This is a genomic window from Rhizobium sp. CB3171 (assembly GCF_029714265.1).
GTDB lineage: Bacteria > Pseudomonadota > Alphaproteobacteria > Rhizobiales > Rhizobiaceae > Rhizobium.
This window is the reverse complement of record NZ_CP121653.1, coordinates 371,695-389,994: the sequence shown is the minus strand read 5'-3', so window position 1 is coordinate 389,994 and position 18,300 is coordinate 371,695. Positions and strand designations below refer to the sequence as shown.

Here is an 18,300-nt window from a genome sequence, read left to right as displayed (position 1 = left end):
GATTACTTGGCAAGCAGCTTGTCGAAGAGCGCCTTGTCGTAGTCCGAGTAGATATAGCCGTCAGCCGGGAACTTGTCGGCCCTTGCGAGATAACCACCGATCGTGCTGTCGTCGATAACGGGCAGCGGCACCTTGACGAAGGCCGGGACGTCCTTGCCTTGCAGCGCCTGCACGGCTGCATAGACGGAGAGCGCGCCGAGCCAGTTTGGCTGCATGGTCGCCCAGCCCTTCAGGCCCTTCTCTTTCCAGAGTTCCAGGAATTGCCGGGCGTTTTCGCCTGTCGTCGGAACCTGTTCGCGGCCCTGGCGGTCGAAAGCCATGACGGACCCGGCCGACAGTGCGCCACCTAGCGACAGAACGCCATCAATTTGCTGGTTGGCGAACAACAGGCTCGTCATCGCTTCCTGGGCGGGCGCGACGTTATATTCCGTATTGGTTTCGGTGATGACTTGGATGCCCTTGTTGGCATCGAGCACCGGCTGCGCACCCTTGCGGCGGTCGTCGCTGACGGAAACGCCGGCGGGACCGTTCATGATGATGATCTTCCCCTTACCGTGAAGCTGATCGACCATCCACCGCGCAGCCCTCTGGCCCCATTCGTTGGAGTCCGTGTTGATCTTCGCCGTGAGATTGTTGGTGTCCACGAGGCTGTCGAAGTTGACGACGGCAATGCCCTTGGAGCAGGCATCGGAGATGACGCGGTCGAGCGCGGTGGACGAACCGGCTTCGACGATGATGGCATCGAGGTTCGCGTCGATCATCGATTGTATCTGCTGGATCTGCGTCTGGGCATTGCCCTGCGCATCGGTGATCTTCAGGTCCTTGACGAGCCCGTCCTTCTTCAGAGCCGCCACCTCATCGGTGATCGTCCCTTCGGTCTGCTTCATCCAGGTCGGGACAGAATAGATGTTCGCCCAGCCGATCGTATAGGGCGCCTTGCGATCGCCCTTGATGCAGTTGGCTGCCGCCGACGCCGTGCCGGCCGAAAAGGCGAGGAGGACCGCAGCGGCGGCAGCGCACGCGAGAAGGCGGCTGCGCAGCGAGGCTGAGGCTGTGTCTTCAAGTTTCGTCATGTCGTTCCCCTTTTTGTGCGTGGCAGCCTTAAGGCTTGCCATTTGTGTGATGTCCGCTATAATGTACATATGATCTATATACCGGACGTCGGCGATCTTATGCCGATTTTTTCCCCTCGCAAGGGGGGTGCAAAAAATTCGTTCACGGCGAATGGCAGGAGCGATTGACAGATGCGGGAGACGACTTGAAAAATTTGACACGACTAGAATCGGGATTCGGCAACATGGATGCAGTTCAGGACGAAGCAATCGGCAAACGCGCCCGAGGGCTCGACCGCGCCTTCGAGATCCTCGAATTCCTGCGCCACAAGCGGCAGGCCTTGAAGCCGAACGAAATCGCCGCGCAGATCGGCGCGCCGCGCTCATCGGTCTACGAGCTCGTCAACCTGCTGCTGCACAACGGCATTCTTGAATTTACGGGTGGCGAGGGCCGCGTCTACCTCGGCCGCAAGCTGTATTTCCTGGGTGCGGCCTATGAGAACCATTTCGATTTCACCCGCGAATGTGAGACGGCGCTGGAGCATCTTGCCGACGAGACGCGGGAGACGGCGCAGTTCTGCATGATGGATGGTAACAAATATACGGTCGTTCGCATGCGCGAAGGCGCCCGGCCATTCCGCATCTCGACGGATATCGGCCAGTCGGTTCCGATCCCGTGGACGGCCTCCGGCCGCCTGCTTATTGCGCATCTTTCGGATCAGGAAATCCTGAACTTCATTCCGCCGGAGGATTTTCGTCTGCCCAGCGGCGAATGGCTCGACCCCAAGACCTTCATCGCCGAGGTGCGTCAGGCCGAGCGCGAAGGCTTCTTCACCTTCAACAGCATCGTCGACAGCTTCACGCACTGTTTTGCCGTACCGGTACACGGCGAGGACGGTCATACAGCCGGAACGCTCTGCCTCGTTACGCCGCGCGACGATGGCCTTGCGAACCGGGACCGCTATCTCGCCTGCTTGAAAAAGGCAGCCCTCGGCCTGTACCAGACCCCAGCACGGCCGAAGCGAGCTTCATAGTTCTTGCAAGGCTGAGCGACAAAGCCGAAACGCGCTTTGCTTTCCGCGAACGCCCTGCGGACTTTAGGCCAGGGGACGGCGACAATCCGAACCTGAGATCGGCCAGCAGCTCTCAAGGAGATGCTGGCTGGCCTGCGCATGGGCGCAAATGCGCAGTGCGTGTCGTGCGACAGGGAAGTGAATGTAGCTTCGTGCGCCGTTCGGATCGGAGAAGCCGCCGATGAATCCAGCGAGAGGCACAAAACAAGCCGCTGGACCGGTCAGCCGACAGTTCAAGTCTTTGTCAAAGACACAACAAAAGACGCTGAACCTATCCATTTGACGAATATTTCCGGAAAATTAAACCATTATTAAACAGAATTTAAGCAAGTTACTCGAATACAAATTTTATTTTTATTAGGGCGAACATTATGAACATTAGTATTGCAAAAAGCCTTATTGCTTTCGGTGTCGTGATGACCATAGGGCTTGCCGGCTCGACAGGGCTGCAGCAGGTCGCCTTGAACCGGCTCAAAGTGAACGGACCGATCTATGAGCAGGTCGTCAACGGAAAAGATCTCGTTGCCGATATTCTGCCCCCGCCGCTTTTCGTGGTGGAATCCTACATGCTGGCTTTGGAAGCCAGTGATTTTCCGGAGGTCACCGAGGCGAATGCGGCCAAAATCGCCAAACTCCACCTCGACTACAATGAGCGCCGCGCTTACTGGCAAACCTCCAGCTTGCCGCAGAATCTGAAGGATCAGCTGGCCAATACGGTGCTGACCAAATCCGATGTCTTCTGGCAGGAAATGGACCGGGAGATTCTCCCTGCTTTGGCGGCTAAGGATACGGCAAAGGTCAAGGATCTGCTCGTTCATCTCAAAGGCACGTTTCACCTGCATCAGGATGCCGTCGAGGAACTGGTGACCAGCTCGAACGAGTTTCTGTCGGGCCAGGAGAAGGGCGCCCGAGAAGAGATAAATCGTTGGACAATCTTCTCGCTCTCCGCTGCTGGCGGATCCATATTGTTGCTGCTTGCCGGAACATTGCTATTGCGGCGCCGGGCCATCGTGCCACTGGAAAGCATGAGGGCCTATATGGGTGTGCTTGCCGGTGGCGACTACACCAAGGAAGTGCCCCATTCCGAACGCTCCGATGAAATCGGCGCGATGGCGAAGTCCGTTGCCGTGTTCAAGGCGAAGGCTCAAGAACATCAGCGGCTCGAGGCTGAGGCAGAGGTCAATCGCACACTTTCCGAACAGGGACGCGCGGAGCAGGAACATGTCCGTGCGCGGGAGGCGGCAGATATCAAGCTCGCGGTCGATGCGATCGCCAGCGGGTTGGGCCAGCTCGCCAGCGGCAATCTCACACACCGGATAGACGTTGCCTTCGCGCCGCCGCTCGACCTTGTGCGCCGAGACTTCAACGCTGCGGTGGAGCAGCTTGAGGATGCCTTGCGCAAGGTCGGCCAGAACGCACAGGCGATCGCAACCGGTTCCAATCGTGTCCGGTCGGCAACCGGCGACCTATCCAAACGAACGGAACAGCAAGCTGCCTCGGTCGAGGAGACCGCGGCAGCCCTCGAGCAGATCACGACGACCGTCACGGATTCCAGCCGCCGCGCCGACGAGGCCGGCCGGCTGGTCGTCACGGCTCGGGAAAATGCGGAAAAATCGGGTGATATCGTTCGCCGGGCAATCACTGCGATGGGTGAGATCGAGGCATCTTCGAACGAGATTTCGAACATTATCGGTGTCATCGACGATATTGCTTTCCAGACGAACCTTCTGGCACTGAATGCGGGTGTCGAAGCTGCGCGCGCCGGAGAAGCCGGCAAGGGTTTTGCCGTCGTTGCTCAGGAAGTTCGCGAGCTTGCGCAACGCTCGGCCGGCGCCGCCAAGGAGATCAAGACCTTGATCAACACCTCCGGCGAGCAGGTGAAAAACGGCGTGACACTTGTGGGGGAAACCGGCCAGGCGCTCGATCTGATCGGCCAGCAGGTGGAGGCCATTAACGTCAACGTAGCGGCGATCGTCGACGCGTCGCGAGAACAGGCAACCGGCCTCAAGGAAATCAACCAGGCGGTCAACACCATAGATCAAGGCACGCAGCAGAATACGTCCATGGTCGTGGAATCGAACGCTGCCAGCCATAGCCTTGCGAACGAAGCTGAAGCTCTCTTCAATCTTCTCGGCCGCTTCCGGATCGGCGCAGCCAGCCAAACGGCCGCGACCCCTGCCCCGAAAGCACAGCAGCGTCACGAGCCTCTGGCGCCGGCGCGTAGAATGACTGCATAGCTGGCAGATGCTCTCGAAAGGCGGAGAGCCATGGCAAACACCAGTGTATCCTGGGAGGAGTTCCATCAGCCCCCGCGGCGCTCGCCGGAACGGCGGTCGCCGCTTACCGGCCTGCCACCCGCAGCGGTTGGAACGCCGAGAAAACTATTCTAGGAAAGCGAAGAGCAAATCGCTGTCGGTCGGCTTTGCGGACCGAAACAGCACCTCACCCTCCTTGCTGACCAGCGCGACGCAAAAATCGACCACCGAATTGGCGTCGAGTTGCGCACGAACTATCTTGGGCCGCAATCCACTCCCAGCACCGAATAGAGGCGTCACCTTGCCGTCATGCACGCGCACCACCGCCAGATTGGCCTCTTCAAGACGTCGGCGATCCCTTAGAATGAGCTGCTCTTGTTCGCGACCTGCCTCTCGTGCCAGATCACTGACAATGACGACGACCGGCTTCTTTCCGCGAAATGTTTCCAGCCCCTCTGCAGAATTGCGCGGCTGCCGCTTCAACGCCCGATATTCCTCCACGATTGTCATTGGTTCATCCTCCATCGCAGTTCTTGACTTACTCAGATTTGAATCCCCTCCGACTGGTATTGTTCCCATTCGCGACAGCGTCGATCGTCAATAATTTAGGCAAGCGGTAGCAAATAGTGATGAAACTCCCTCGGACCCGAGTTTCGAAGAAATCTAGACATGATTTGGAAAAATTTAATCCGCTGGGCACAGAGTAGCACAATCACAGCGACACCGGCGCTCATGATTGCACGCTAATGTAACATCATCTTTCATAATGCCGGATAGCTTGCGGGGAAGAGGATGCGTGAATTTTTCGAAAGCAAAGCGGGAAAGCAACTTGCTGTCCTCGCCTCTGGTTCATCCCTGTTGTGGATCATTGGCTTGCTTTGGCATGGAACATTTTTTGGTTGGTTGAGACCCCTTGGCGACGGCACGATCGCTGTCCTGTTCCTGACATTCATCATCCCCGGCGCCGCGAGCTTTATCTATTCGCTTCTGCGAATCCTCGATCTGCGCAAAGAGATGCTGCGTCAGGAAGAACAGGGAAAGCGGGCACACTGGATTGCCACCCACGATCACCTCACGCGCCTTCCGAACAGATATGCTTTCGAGAAATTCGAGATCGTGAAACCCGCGACCGAAGATGACGACAATTTGGTGCCGACGGCGACGATTTTTTCCGTTGACCTGGACAGCTTCAAGAAGGTCAATGATCTGGTCGGCCATCAGGGAGGCGACAGGCTTCTGCAGGAAGTCGCAAAAAGACTATCGGCATTTGCCGAGGAATCATGCGTTTTTCGTCTCGGAGGCGATGAATTCATCGTCATAGCCAGGGGACTGGTCCCAGAGAAAGACGAAAAGTTCGCAAATCTGCTGATCCATGCGCTCAGCCGGCCCATCCACATCGGGCCGATATCCTGCCAGGTCGGAGCGAGCGTTGGTTACGCTCGCTGGCCGGAGCATGGCCATGAACTGCAGGATGTTTGCCATCGTTCTGATATCGCACTCTACGAAGCCAAGAGCGCAGGCGCCAACATCGCGCTGCGATTCTCCGAGGAAATGCAGCTTAAAGTCACCGCACGTGCAAAGCTTGAGGGCGAACTTCGAACGGCGATCACAGAAGGTCACATCGAGCCATTTTATCAGCCCCTCATTGATCTGCGGTCTGGAAAGGTGTGCGGTTTCGAGGCGCTTGCCCGGTGGACGCTGGACGACGGCACAGGCGTTTCGCCACAATTGTTCATTCCCATAGCGGAAGAAACCGGCTTGATGACGCCGCTTTTTCTGCAGCTCCTCAAGACAGCGTGCGAGAACGCCAGATCATGGCCTGAGGACGTATCGCTTTCGTTCAACGTCTCGGCTGTTCAAATGGATGACCGGCTTCTTGTGTCTCGAATTCTGGAAATTCTTGATGACGCAGGCTTGCCGCCGTCCCGGCTGGAAGTCGAGATCACCGAGAATGCGTTGATCCGCGATCCGGATCTCGCTGCCGCAATTATTGGGGATCTTCACAACGCGGGCATACAAATCGCACTGGACGATTTCGGCACCGGCTATTCCAGCTTGGCGCAGCTCGCACGATACCAGTTCGACAAGATCAAAATCGACAAAAGCTTCGTCAGATCCGCCCGCGAGCACGACGACCGCCATGAGAAAATTGTCCAAGCGCTGCTCATGATGAGCCAAGGCTTGGATGTGAAGACGACCGTCGAGGGCATCGAGGACAATACCCAACTGGCATATTTCTTACGTGCGGGATGCGATATCGGACAGGGCTACCTCTTCGGCAAAGCCATGCCGTTTTCCGACACGATGTCATATCTGAGGGATCGCGCGGAGATCCTCAAAACGGCTTAGGCTGCTTCTATACTACATCTTCCACCAAAATGTCCGATCGTAGCCGGCTTCCTTGCAATAAAGGACGCGTCAACGTGCAACTGATGCACGCGCGCCGCGCCCGCTTTTCGTTATCCATATTTTGCGACCGTCACTTGCCTGCTAATTTTCGTTACGCTAAATTACGCAAGATTTAGTTGTAATTGTTGTCGAAAATGATTCGGCGACGCGCAGGGCTCTCAACGCGGTTTCTTCGTTTGGCAACATGATCTTAAATCATCGCATTACACGTATCAGTGTCGGACTGCTGCTGCTGGCGATCGCTGTTATCGTCTCGCTACCGGCAATCACCGGCTTTACGAGCCGTGACGGCACGGTCAATGCCCGCTTCGCTGTCGTCAATTCCCCTATTGACGGTGTGATTGAAGGAGAGCCTGCTAAGGTTGGTACCCCTGTCAAAGAGGGTCAGACACTTGCAGATATCAAAAACCCACGCGTCAATCGTGCAATCCTTGCTTCGCTGGAAGCAGACCGCAACACTGCGCGCGACCGTGTGGTGGCGCTGAAAAAGGAGCGGGACGAGCTTTCCGGACTTCGCGAGCAGCTATCCAAACGGTTGGAAATTTTCAAGCAGGCCACAATTTCCAATCTGGAACGGGAAGTGGAGATACTGAGAAAGAAAGTCGAGGTCTCCCAGGCCCAGGATCTTGCCGCGCAGGTCGACCTAAGCCGCCGGATGGACCTGGAGTCAAAAGGTATTCTCACGCAGAGGATGGTTGAAGCCGCGCGTGCCGCCGGAGCTGCGACCGGCGGGGAGGTCGAAATCAGCAATTTGACCGTCGATCAGTTGGAGCAGAGGCTCGATGCCATTCGCCAAGGCATCTTCGTGTTCGGCGACGGGCAGAATGATGTGCCCTATTCGCGACAACGCCAGGACGACGTCATCGTTCGCATCGGTGACTTGGACTCACGCATAGCTGAAAACGAGACACGCGCCGCCGAGGTCGAAAAGCAGTTGATCGAAGAACGCAACCGCGTGGGCAACCTTGAATCCGCAACCGCAACAGCACCATTCGATGGTGTGATTTGGAGCAGGACCATCGTCAACGGCTCCAATGTCGTGCTCAACAACGAGTTGATGCGCCTCCTCGACTGCCGAGAGCTATTTGTCGATATCCTTGTTCCCGAGGTCGACTATGACGAAATTTATCCTGGACTTACCGCGCAGGTGCGACTGTTCGGCCGCACCGATGTCTTCGATGGCACGGTCGTTTCCGTAAAGGGCAGTTCGGCGGCTGTCGAGAGCGATTCCTTTGCGGCCAGTCTGCCAGCATCGTCACAGCGTAATGCCCGCATTCGGGTTCGCCTCGAGCCGTCCTTTATGAACGACGACTTCGCGAATTTCTGTCAGGTCGGGCGAACGGTGCAGGTACGGTTTCCCAAACACGGGATTGGCTTGACGAATTGGGTTAAAAACCTGTGGTTCAGTATCTTCTAGCGCTGGCTCCGACCTTTCTGGTTCTGGCCCTCTTTCTCTTAGGGCCATTCAATTGGTCGCGTCACCATACCTGGACGCGGGCAGTTACCTGCGCGCTCGTTGCAGCCATCGCATTGCGCTACATCCTTTGGCGGCTGACGGAAACCGTTCTTCCCTACCCCTATGACGGCCTCAATTTCTATTGGGTATGGTTTGTCTTCCTCGTGGAGATGTTGGCCTTTACCGAGGTTGTACTTTTTCTCGTGCTGATGAGCCGTTATGTCGATCGGAGTGCCGAAGCAGACAAGCTGGCGCGTGTCTTCTTTGCCCGTGACCAGCGAGAGCTGCCGACGGTGGACGTCTTCATTCCCACCTATAACGAACCGCTCGACGTGCTCGAAAGAACCATCGTCGGTGCGTTGTCGCTCGATTACCCGGCCGACAAGCTCAGGGTATACGTGCTCGACGACCAGCGCCGAGACTGGCTCAAGAGGTTTTGCGAAGAAAAGAACGCAATTCATGTCACGCGTGGCGATAATTCGCACGCCAAAGCAGGCAATATGAACAACGGGCTGAAGGTCAGTTCGGGCGATTTCGTCGCGGTTTTCGACGCGGATTTTGTGCCTTACCGGCATTTTCTGCGTCGAACGCTGCCTTTCTTTTCCGATGAAAGCATCGGCATCGTTCAAACGCCGCAACATTTTTTCAATGCCGATCCGGTGCAGTCGAACCTCGGGCTGGAGAATATCTGGCCGGATGAGCAGCGCCTGTTTTTCGACGAGATCGCTCCCAGCAGAGACGTGTGGGATGTCAGTTTTTGCTGCGGCTCGTGTTCAATCGCCCGCCGCAAAGCGATTGACGCGATTGGTGGCTTTCCAACGGAGTCCATTACGGAGGATTTGCTGACCACGCTGTCCATGCTCAACGTGGGCTACAAGACACGCTACTTGAACGAGCGTCTGTCGATGGGTCTGGCGGCCGAGAATCTAACCGGCTATTTCGTGCAGCGCGAGCGGTGGTGTCAGGGCGGCATTCAGACGCTGTATCTGCATAACGGTCCGCTGCGCGGCCCGGGATTGTCGCTCTTTCAACGGATCATGTTCCTGCCGGCGTCGTGGCTGGTGCAATATCTGGTTCGCTTCATGATATTGATCGTCCCGATCGTCTATCTCTGGTTCGGGCTGCTGCCGCTTTATTTCACCGATATTGCCGACTACGTTTCCTATCAGATACCGCTGCTGACGGCCTATTTCCTGCTCATGCTATGGATAACGCCGACGCGCTACCTGCCTATAATTTCAAGTGCGGTCGGTACATTTGCAACGTTCCGAATGCTGCCGACTGTCGTTTCCAGCGTGATCCGCCCGTTCGGCAAGCCGTTCAGGGTGACGCCGAAGGGTAGCGGCAATGAAGAAAACCAGTTCGATAGATACACTTTTATCTGTATCGCGAGCCTAGTCGCGATCACCGCCGCCGGCCTGCTGATCAACATCGTGCCGGAGACGACCAATGTTCAAGGACAGTTTTCGCCGATCGCAGCCTTGTGGGCAGGTATCAATATTATCGTTATGATCATCGCCTCCCTCATCTGCTTTGAAAAACCCCGGCGATTGTTTCACGCGTTCAAACTTGAAGAGGCTGCTACGGTCGACGGTATTCCTGGCCAGGTCGTCAGCCTCGCGCTGGACAAGGCTGTCGTCGCAGTGCCGGTTGAAACCCAGTTTCAGTCTCGATCCGTCATGCTGAAGTTTGATGGCTTTACGCCATTCAGATCGGAACTCAAACAGGTCACTCAGCGGCGAAGAAGCATAGCCCGCGGCGGCGATCGGCAAGCTTACTATCTTCATCTGCATTTCGAACTCAGCGAATCCGATCGCGACAAAATGATCGTGAAGCTCTACACCGGTCAATATTCACAGGACATCCGCGACATCGACAAGGTCGCCGTCTCCGTCAATCTTCTGCTTCGTTCCTTCGGGCGAACGCGCACGTTGTAGCCAAAAATTCGAACGCGAAGGGAGCCACCGGCTCCCTTCGCAGAACGGCTTCTACCTGAACAATTCCCTCAAGCCGCGAGCAGCTCGTCGGCCGGACCGAAGAACTCATAGTGAATGCGGCTCGACGGCACACCTGCAAGCGATAGCGCCGTAACCGCTGCGCGCAAGAAAAGGCGAGGCCCGCAGATATAATAGTCCGCCTCGGCGACGGGCGTATTCGAGATCAGCCAGTCGTCGGTAATAATGCCTGCCACATCATAATCCCGGCCGTCGGCTTCATCGGCAAGCGGCGTCTGGTGGAAATCGGTGACGCGTACCGCTTTGGCCGTTGCTGCAAGCGCGCGGACATGGTCGCGCATCGCATGCGTCTCGCGATCATGCGTGCCGTGGATATAGTGGACCGGCACCTGGTTGCCGCGGGCGACCAACGCCTCCAGCATTGCCACCATCGGCGTAAGACCCACGCCGCCCGAAAGCAGCACCACCGGGCGTTCGGGATGATCGGCGAGGAAGAATTCGCCCGCGGGCGCGGCAACCCTAAGGATCGTTCCCGCCACGACCTCGTCATGGAGCCATCCCGACGCGAGACCAAGAGGCTCACGCTTCACCGAGATGCGATAGGTTTCGCCATTCGGTGCCGCCGAAATCGAATAATTACGTTTGACCGGGGGATGGCCGGGGATTTCAAACCAAAACGTCAGGTATTGCCCGGGCTTGTGGTTCATGACGCTGCCGCCGTTGACCGGCCGCAGGATGAACGACTTGATGACGCTGCTTTCGCGGATCACCTTCTCGACACGGAACTCCCGCCAGCCGTTCCAGCCGCCGGCAATTTCCTTCTGTTCCGTGTAGATGCGCTCCTCACGCGCAATCAGAATATGAGCAAGGAACCAGTAGGCTTCTCCCCATGCGGCGAGGATATCATCGGTCGCGGCATCGCCCAGGACGGCCTTGATGGCGCCGAGCAGGGCGTCCGCGACATAGGGGTAATGTTGGGGAAGAATTTGAAGCCCGACATGCTTCTGCGCGATCCTCTCGACGGCAGGCGCAAGCGCGCCCAGATTGTCGATATTGCTGGCATAGGCGAGGATTGCTCCGGTCAGGGCGCGCGGCTGCGACCCGGCATCACCGTGATGCGACTGGTTGAACAGATCCCGAATTTCCGGGTTCTGGAACATGCGTGCGTACATCTCCCGCACGATCTCGAGACCGTGGGCTTCGAGCGCGGGAACGGTGGCCTTGACCAGCGCAATGGTCTGCGTGCTGAGGGGTTGTTTCATCGATATCTCCTAATGAATCGAATAATTTCGGGGGAAGCTGAAGACGTGCGATCGGCCGCCATCGGCGGCTGAGCATCGATCGGCGACATTTCCTTGAAGATCGGGCCAAACCTCGTGTCGACCGGGGACACGGGCGTAAAACGCGTCAATGAGGTGACTTTGCCCCCAGCCATCAAGCGTTAACCCCGCCATTGCCCAACTCCAATCATGCATCCAGAATGCATCTATACCTTGGCAGGAAAACATGCAACAAGAATACATCATTTGGAGATATGCAGATGCGAATGACGCGCTACACTGACTACGCCATGCGCGTGATGCTTTATCTTGGCAGGGAACCGGAGAGGTTATCCTCGATCGCCGATATCGCCCGGGCCTATGCCATCTCGCAAAACCACCTGATGAAAGTCGTCAACGATCTGGTGAATGCCGGCTATCTTGAGAGCGTGCGCGGACGTCATGGCGGCATACGTCTGGCGAAGCCGCCCGCCGAAATCAATGTCGGCGCACTGATCCGCCACACGGAAGACGACTTTGATCTGGTCGGCTGCGGCTCGTGCATCATCGCGCCCGCCTGCGGTCTGACCAGCGTGTTGGACGAGGCATTGCAATCTTTTCTGACAACCCTCGATCGCTATTCCCTGGCTGATGTCCTTGCACGCAAGGGCGATTTCACCCATCTGCTGAAAGCGTCTTGAAAACAAGCTTCCGCAAGCATCGGCGGCGATGCCATGGATGGCCCGCCAACTCAGTTCTTCGTTATCAATCCACGAAGAATGAGATCGACATGCGCTTCGAAAAACGCCTCGACGTCCTGCGGTTTGCGATCTGCGAAGATCATCTGCGAGACGCATAACATCACGGCGGCTCCTATCACCGTATCCGGAATCTTGATCGCCGGCGCATCTCGCAGTTCACCGGCAGCAACCCCCTCTTCAAAGAGCTTCTGCGTCGCGTCCATAAGCGGGACGATGAATTCCTCATGATGGCGATCCACGACCTGGGGAAACCGTGACCCCTCCGCGATGACAAAGCGCATGAGTTCCCTCGTATTCCGGTCCGTCACGAGACGATCATAAACCAGCCGGAGGAAGGTCCTGATCCTTTGCGAGTAAGGCCCGCTCAGCGTCTTTGCTTTGGCGCTGACATCGACGAATGAAACGGAGATGCGACGGATCACCTCCTCGAACAGCCGTTCCTTCGTCTCGAAATAGAAATAAATCGTCCCCTTCGTCACGCCAACGCGACTGGCGATGTCCTCGACGCGTGTCGCCACATAGCCGCGCTCGACGAATTCCTCGAAGGCCGCATCGAGGATTTCCCCGGGCCGTTGCGCTTTGCGCTGCGCCCGCAGCCCCGCTTGTTTTGCTACCGACATCTCACGTCCTCCTTGTCTCGGGATATTCCGACACAATCAGCTTCACAGTCATCATTTATTTCATTGACTAATCAGTCAGTCAATATTATTTGGCGGAAACATCATCATGAATTCCGCCATCGAGGGGATGAAATGGATAAGTCAGCAATCATTATGGGGCTCGCGCTGACGCTTGCGCTGTCCTCGTGCGATCAGAACGAAAAGCACGCGACACAAGCGCCGCAGAGCGTCAGGACCGTTGAGGCAGTGCTCAGCAAACCGACGGCAAGGACAACCGTTACCGGCGAAGTGAAGGCCCGGATTGAATCGGAACTTTCGTTCCGCGTCAGCGGAAGGATCATCGAGCGAAACGTCGATGTCGGAGCGAAAGTCAAAGCGGGCGATCTGCTAGCAAAGATAGATCCCGAAGAGCAGCGGGCAGACGTCGACGTGGCGACGGCAAGCCTTCAGGCAGCCGAAGCGCAGCTCACGCAAGCACAATTGGCGGCCGCGCGCCAGGAAAGCCTCTTCAAAAACCAAGTCACGACCCGTGCCGCCTACGACTCCGCCCGTGAGACGCTTCTGACTGCCCAGGGGACCGAGGAGGTCGCCAAGGCCCAGCTTGAAACCGCCAAGGATGCCCTTTCCTACACGGAACTTCGCGCCGACGCGGACGGGGTCATCACGGAGCGCAATGCCGAGGTCGGCCAAGTGGCCCAGGCTGTGCAGTCGGTATTCACGCTCGCCCACGATGGTCCGCGCGATGCCGTCTTCAATGTCTTCGAGTCCCTGTTTCTCAAGGACCAGCCCGACAAGCAGGTTGAGGTCGCTCTGATCTCCAATGCTTCCAAGCGGGTATCCGCCGCAGTGCGGGAAATATCGCCGACGATCGATGCCGCAACTGGCACGATAAAGGTCAAGGTCGGGCTGGAAGATGGCGCCAGCATGCCGCTCGGAGCGGCTGTCACCGGGACATTCAGCATGCCCTCGGCAGAGGCAATCGTCCTTCCGTGGGGCGCCATGGCGTCGGCGGGCGGCCAGCCGGCGGTATGGGTCGTCGACCCCACCACGAGCGAAGTCTCCTTACGCAAAGTTCAAGTCGCAGAATATGACACCGGACAGTTCGCGGTCAGCGCCGGCCTCAAGCCACATGAAATCGTGGTTGCCGAAGGCGGCAAATTCCTGCGCCCCGGTCAGCATGTCGACCATTCCCAAGAGGCCGCGAAATGAGAAACTCTTTAATTGCAGCATCGCTGCTGCTGGCCACATCGATGCTGACGTCCTGCGAGGTGAAGTCCGCAGACACCGAAGAGAAGGTGCGGCCGGTTTTGTCGACCGTTATCAAACCAGAGCCGGTGGTCAGCCTGCACCTGCCCGGCACGATCGAACCCAGAATCGAAACCCAACTGGGCTTTCGTGTCCTGGGCCGGGTCGTAGCGCGCGACGTCAATGTCGGCGACCTCGTTACAAAGGGACAGGTGGTCGCCGCCATCGATCCCCTTTCTCTCGAACTTGCAGTCCGAAGCAGCCGCGCCGATCTTTCAAACAGCCAGGCGCAATTGACCAACGCGTCGGCGTCGGAAGAGCGCCAGCGTGCGCTTGCCGAATCCCGATCTGGCAGTGAAGCCGCCCTCGAAAGCGCCGAGCAGGCGCAAAAATCGGCCATTGCCTCCGTCGCCAAGGCGCAAGCCAATCTGGCGAAGGCAGAAGAACAGCTAGGCTACGCTCAATTGAAAGCGGAGTTCGATGGCGTCGTCACCGCGACGTCGGCGGAAGTCGGCCAGGTCGTCTCGGCGGGGCAGACCGTAGCGACCATCGCGCGCCCGGATGTTCGCGAAGCTGTCATCGACATTCCGGAAGCAAGCCTTGACGGTCTGAAGCCGGGTTCGCCGTTCGAGATCGCCCTGCAGCTTGATCCAACCATAAGGGTCACGGGCATCGTGCGTGAAATCGCGCCGGAAGCGGAGGCGACCACACGGACCAGACGAACAAAGATAACGCTTACCAATCCGCCGGACGCTTTTCGCCTGGGCTCGATCATCACGGCAAGTGCTGTCGTCGACAGTGCACCGACCACGTCTCTCCCATCAACCGCCATTTTGGACAAAGACGGCCAGCCGGGCGTCTGGGTGATCGATCCCGAGAAAGCGACGGTATTCCGCAAGCCGGTAACTCTGGATAGCGCCTTCAGCGATCCGGACAGGGTGCGGATCGTCGGCGGCCTCAATATCGGCGATCGCGTCGCGATAGCCGGCGTCCATCACCTGACCGAAGGCCAGAGGGTCAAACTCACGCAGGAGAATCAACTTTGAAGACCTTCAACCTCTCCGACTGGGCGCTCGAACACCGTTCGATGGTCTGGTATTTCATGATCGTCTTCATTCTCGCCGGCGTGTTTTCCTATATGGGGCTCGGCCGCGAAGAGGATCCGTCCTTCACCATCAAGACCATGGTCATCCAGGCGCAATGGCCGGGTGCCTCCGCTGAGGACGTCACCAAGCAGGTGACCGACCGTATCGAGAAGAAGCTCGAAGAACTCGAGTCCCTTGACTATACCCGCAGCCAAACCGTTGCCGGGCAGACGACCATTTTTGTCAATCTGCTTCCGACGACAAAAGCCAAGAATGTGGAAAGCACCTGGGTTCGCGTCCGTAACATGATCGCAGACATCAAGGGCGATTTCCCGTCGGGCGTGGTGGGTCCGTTCTTCAACGACCGTTTCGGCGACGTCTACGGAAACATCTTTGCCTTCACGAGCGACGGTCTCTCCCAGAGACAGCTTCGCGATCTCGTGGAGGATGCGCGCGCCAGAATTCTCACCGTTCCGAACGTCGGCAAAGTCGATATCATCGGCGCGCAGGACGAAGCGGTTTATCTCGAATTCTCCACCCGCAAGATCGCAGCACTCGGCATCGATCGCCAGTCCATCATCTCCACGCTGCAGGCACAAAACGCCGTCACGCAATCCGGCTTCGTGGAAGCCGGGCCCGAGCGCATCGCGCTTCGAGTAGGCGGCCAGTTCAGATCGGAGGATAGCCTGCGGTCGATCAATCTGAGGGTTAACGACCGCTTCTTTCCGCTGACCGACGTCGCGACGATCAAGCGCGGCTATGTCGATCCTCCATCAGCGCTTTTCCGCTTCAATGGCCAGCCGGCCATTGGCGTCGCGATCGGCATGAAGCAGGGCGCCAATCTGCTGGAGTTCGGAAAGGCTCTGGAAAAGAAGGTCGACGAGATCGTCGGCGTTCTGCCGGTGGGTGTCGATGTTCATCAGGTTTCCGATCAGCCGGCCGTGGTCGACGAGGCTGTTTCCGGCTTCACGCGCGCTCTTTTCGAAGCGATCGCTATCGTGCTTGCGATCAGCTTCATCAGCCTCGGCCTGAGAGCAGGCCTGGTCGTTGCAATCTCCATTCCGCTCGTCCTTGCCATTACATTCGTGGTGATGAGCTATTCGGGCATCTCGCTGCAGCGCATCTCGCTCGGCGCGCTCATTATCGCGCTCGGCCTGCTGGTCGACGACGCCATGATCGCCGTCGAAATGATGGTGGCGCGCCTGGAGGTCGGCGACGATCTGCGCAAGGCGGCGACCTATGTTTACACCTCGACCGCCTTCCCCATGCTGACCGGCACGCTCGTCACCGTCGCGGGCTTCATTCCGATCGGCCTTAACGACAGTGCCGCCGGCGAGTTCACCTTTACCCTCTTCGTCGTGATCGCTGTATCGCTGCTCGTCTCCTGGATCGTCGCGGTTCTTTTCACCCCGCTGCTCGGGGTGACGATCCTGCCGAAAAGCATGAAGAAACATCACGAGAAGAAGGGCTGGTTCGGTTCGCTGTTCTCGCGCGTTCTCGGGGTCGCGATGCGGTTCCGCTGGGCGACCATCGCTCTCACCATCGTTGCCTTTGGGTCTTCCCTCTTCGGCATGGGCTATGTTCAGCAGCAGTTCTTCCCGTCTTCGGACCGTCCGGAACTGATCGTCGACTGGAACCTGCCGCACAACAGCTCGATCACCGAAACGAACCGGCAGATGGCTCAGTTCGAACGGGAGATGCTCGCAAACAATCCGAGCGTTGATCACTGGTCCAGCTATATCGGCCAGGGTGCGCCCCGCTTCATCCTCTCCTTCGACGTGCAGACGCCCGACGTGACCTTCGGTCAGACAGTTATCGTCACGAAGGGAATGGATGTGCGCGACAAGGTGCGGGACGAGCTTCAAGACTATCTCAAGAAGACCTTCCCCGGAACGGACGCTTTCGTGAAGCTGCTGGATATCGGTCCGCCGGTCGGCAAGCCTGTTCAATACAGGATCAGCGGCCCGGACATCCAAAAGGTCCGCAGCATAGCGCAGGACTTTGCGGGCATCATGGGTGACAACCCGTCGCTCAACGGTATCAACTTCGACTGGAACGAGCCGGCCCGCGTCGTCAAGGTCGACGTCCTGCAAGACAAGGCGCGCCAACTCGGCGTCTCCTCCGAAGACATCGCCACTGCACTCAACGGCATTGTCGAAGGATCAAGCAGCACCCAAATTCGCGATGACATCTACCTGATCGATGTGATCGGACGGGCCCAGACGGCAGAACGCGGCTCCATCGAAACGCTCCAGAACCTGCAATTGCCGGCCTCGAACGGCAAGGCGGTTCCTCTGTCAGCCGTTGCGACCTTCCGCTACGAGTTGGAGCAGCCGACCATCTGGCGCCGCGCGCGTATCCCGACGATCACGATCAAGGCTGGCGTGACCGGCGACATCCAGCCGGCGACCGTGGTCCAGCAACTCGACGAGAAGGTCGAGCAATTCAAGAAGACGCTGCCAGTCGGTTACTCGGTCGTCGTCGGCGGTGCCGTCGAGGAAAGCGCCAAGGCACAGGGCCCGATCGCCGCTGTCGCACCGATGATGATTTTCGTCATGGCGACAATCCTGATGATCCAGTTGCAGAGCTTCAGCCGCCTGTTCCTGGTCTTTGCGGTCGCCCCCACCGCCCTCATCGGCGTGGTCGCCGCTCTACTGATGAGCAATGCGCCGCTCGGCTTCGTGGCGATATTGGGCGTGCTGGCGCTAATTGGCATCCTGATCCGAAACTCCGTCATTCTCGTCGTACAGATCGAGGATCTCAGAAAATCGGGAGTGAGTGCCTGGCATGCGGTGATGGAGGCAACCGAACACCGTATGCGGCCGATCATGCTGACAGCGGCCGCCGCCACCCTGGCCTTGATCCCCATCTCGCGGGAAGTGTTCTGGGGACCGATGGCCTACGCCATGATGGGCGGCATCGTGGTCGGTACTGTCTTGACGCTGCTGTTCCTGCCCGCCCTTTACGTGACGTGGTTCCGGATACCGAGAGAAGCCGCCGAAAAAGCATCTGCATAATACGAAACAGCGAACCCGCGCCGGCTCCTTCGGACGGCGCGGGTTCGCCATGAGACGGTTTATCTGGGAGACATAACATTCAAGACCACGTCGAATGGCTGATCGAACAGGGC

At 57.9% G+C, this 18,300-nt stretch carries 13 protein-coding genes; 9 read left to right on the top strand and 4 right to left on the bottom strand.

Translation table 11 applies throughout. The features are described from left to right. Positions 1-2: 2 nt before the first annotated feature. Positions 3-1,073, bottom strand: coding sequence for an ABC transporter substrate-binding protein (locus QA648_RS20985; RefSeq protein WP_283053402.1), 1,071 nt, complete (start codon positions 1,071-1,073; stop codon positions 3-5). 224 nt (positions 1,074-1,297) lie between these two features. On the opposite strand from QA648_RS20985, the gene QA648_RS20980 reads away from it, so the two are divergent. Both QA648_RS20980 and QA648_RS20975 read left to right on the top strand, forming a co-directional pair. After that, entirely contained in the window at positions 1,298-2,086 is a 789-nt protein-coding gene (locus QA648_RS20980) for an IclR family transcriptional regulator (protein ID WP_283053400.1), read from the top strand. A gap of 410 nt (positions 2,087-2,496) precedes the next feature. Then, a complete protein-coding gene (locus QA648_RS20975; protein ID WP_283053398.1) occupies positions 2,497-4,362 on the top strand; it encodes a methyl-accepting chemotaxis protein in 1,866 nt (621 codons plus the stop codon). 144 nt (positions 4,363-4,506) lie between these two features. Here QA648_RS20975 and QA648_RS20970 read toward each other — a convergent pair whose 3' ends face one another. After that, entirely contained in the window at positions 4,507-4,890 is a 384-nt protein-coding gene (locus QA648_RS20970) for a hypothetical protein (RefSeq protein ID WP_283053397.1), read from the bottom strand. Between the two features lie 282 nt (positions 4,891-5,172). Between QA648_RS20970 and QA648_RS20965 the strand changes: the two genes are divergently transcribed. The 3 genes from QA648_RS20965 to QA648_RS20955 all read left to right on the top strand — a co-directional run bounded on the left by QA648_RS20965 (position 5,173) and on the right by QA648_RS20955 (position 10,182). Next, a complete protein-coding gene (locus QA648_RS20965) occupies positions 5,173-6,729 on the top strand; it encodes an EAL domain-containing protein (protein ID WP_283053395.1) in 1,557 nt (518 codons plus the stop codon). 244 nt (positions 6,730-6,973) lie between these two features. Further along, positions 6,974-8,206, top strand: coding sequence for an HlyD family efflux transporter periplasmic adaptor subunit (locus QA648_RS20960; RefSeq protein WP_104826245.1), 1,233 nt, complete (start codon positions 6,974-6,976; stop codon positions 8,204-8,206). Continuing rightward, entirely contained in the window at positions 8,188-10,182 is a 1,995-nt protein-coding gene (locus tag QA648_RS20955) for a glycosyltransferase (RefSeq protein WP_283053393.1), read from the top strand. The genes QA648_RS20960 and QA648_RS20955 overlap by 19 nt, the downstream gene beginning before the upstream one ends. A 68-nt stretch (positions 10,183-10,250) precedes the next feature. Here the strand turns inward: QA648_RS20955 and hmpA are convergent, their stop codons facing one another. After that, a complete protein-coding gene (gene hmpA / locus QA648_RS20950; RefSeq protein ID WP_283053391.1) occupies positions 10,251-11,462 on the bottom strand; it encodes an NO-inducible flavohemoprotein in 1,212 nt (403 codons plus the stop codon). Between the two features lie 278 nt (positions 11,463-11,740). Here hmpA and QA648_RS20945 point away from each other — a divergent pair, with 278 nt between their 5' ends. Next, positions 11,741-12,160: an Rrf2 family transcriptional regulator gene (locus tag QA648_RS20945; protein WP_283053390.1), complete on the top strand. Its 420-nt coding sequence runs from the start codon at positions 11,741-11,743 to the stop codon at positions 12,158-12,160. A 50-nt stretch (positions 12,161-12,210) separates the two neighbouring features. Here QA648_RS20945 and QA648_RS20940 read toward each other — a convergent pair whose 3' ends face one another. Next, positions 12,211-12,840: a TetR/AcrR family transcriptional regulator gene (locus QA648_RS20940; RefSeq protein ID WP_104826241.1), complete on the bottom strand. Its 630-nt coding sequence runs from the start codon at positions 12,838-12,840 to the stop codon at positions 12,211-12,213. A gap of 132 nt (positions 12,841-12,972) precedes the next feature. Here QA648_RS20940 and QA648_RS20935 point away from each other — a divergent pair, with 132 nt between their 5' ends. From QA648_RS20935 to QA648_RS20925, 3 genes are read left to right on the top strand one after another with little or no spacing between them, the layout of a single operon-like run. Further along, positions 12,973-14,049, top strand: coding sequence for an efflux RND transporter periplasmic adaptor subunit (locus QA648_RS20935; RefSeq protein ID WP_283053388.1), 1,077 nt, complete (start codon positions 12,973-12,975; stop codon positions 14,047-14,049). Then, the gene (locus QA648_RS20930; RefSeq protein WP_104826239.1) at positions 14,046-15,131 is read left to right on the top strand and encodes an efflux RND transporter periplasmic adaptor subunit; all 1,086 of its coding nucleotides are present in this window, start codon (positions 14,046-14,048) and stop codon (positions 15,129-15,131) included. Before QA648_RS20935 ends, QA648_RS20930 begins: the two co-directional genes overlap by 4 nt. Further along, the gene (locus QA648_RS20925; protein ID WP_283053387.1) at positions 15,128-18,187 is read left to right on the top strand and encodes an efflux RND transporter permease subunit; all 3,060 of its coding nucleotides are present in this window, start codon (positions 15,128-15,130) and stop codon (positions 18,185-18,187) included. Before QA648_RS20930 ends, QA648_RS20925 begins: the two co-directional genes overlap by 4 nt. The last annotated feature ends 113 nt before the right edge of the window (positions 18,188-18,300 follow it).

Excerpts from the sequence above, each read along its gene's own strand:
- QA648_RS20985 (WP_283053402.1), bottom strand. The coding sequence starts at position 1,073 with ATGACGAAACTTGAAGACACAGCCTCAGCCTCGCTGCGCAGCCGCCTT.
- QA648_RS20980 (WP_283053400.1), top strand. The coding sequence starts at position 1,298 with ATGGATGCAGTTCAGGACGAAGCAATCGGCAAACGCGCCCGAGGGCTC.
- QA648_RS20975 (WP_283053398.1), top strand. The coding sequence starts at position 2,497 with ATGAACATTAGTATTGCAAAAAGCCTTATTGCTTTCGGTGTCGTGATG.
- QA648_RS20970 (WP_283053397.1), bottom strand. The coding sequence starts at position 4,890 with ATGACAATCGTGGAGGAATATCGGGCGTTGAAGCGGCAGCCGCGCAAT.
- QA648_RS20965 (WP_283053395.1), top strand. The coding sequence starts at position 5,173 with ATGCGTGAATTTTTCGAAAGCAAAGCGGGAAAGCAACTTGCTGTCCTC.
- QA648_RS20960 (WP_104826245.1), top strand. The coding sequence starts at position 6,974 with ATGATCTTAAATCATCGCATTACACGTATCAGTGTCGGACTGCTGCTG.
- hmpA (WP_283053391.1), bottom strand. The coding sequence starts at position 11,462 with ATGAAACAACCCCTCAGCACGCAGACCATTGCGCTGGTCAAGGCCACC.
- QA648_RS20945 (WP_283053390.1), top strand. The coding sequence starts at position 11,741 with ATGCGAATGACGCGCTACACTGACTACGCCATGCGCGTGATGCTTTAT.
- QA648_RS20940 (WP_104826241.1), bottom strand. The coding sequence starts at position 12,840 with ATGTCGGTAGCAAAACAAGCGGGGCTGCGGGCGCAGCGCAAAGCGCAA.
- QA648_RS20935 (WP_283053388.1), top strand. The coding sequence starts at position 12,973 with ATGGATAAGTCAGCAATCATTATGGGGCTCGCGCTGACGCTTGCGCTG.
- QA648_RS20930 (WP_104826239.1), top strand. The coding sequence starts at position 14,046 with ATGAGAAACTCTTTAATTGCAGCATCGCTGCTGCTGGCCACATCGATG.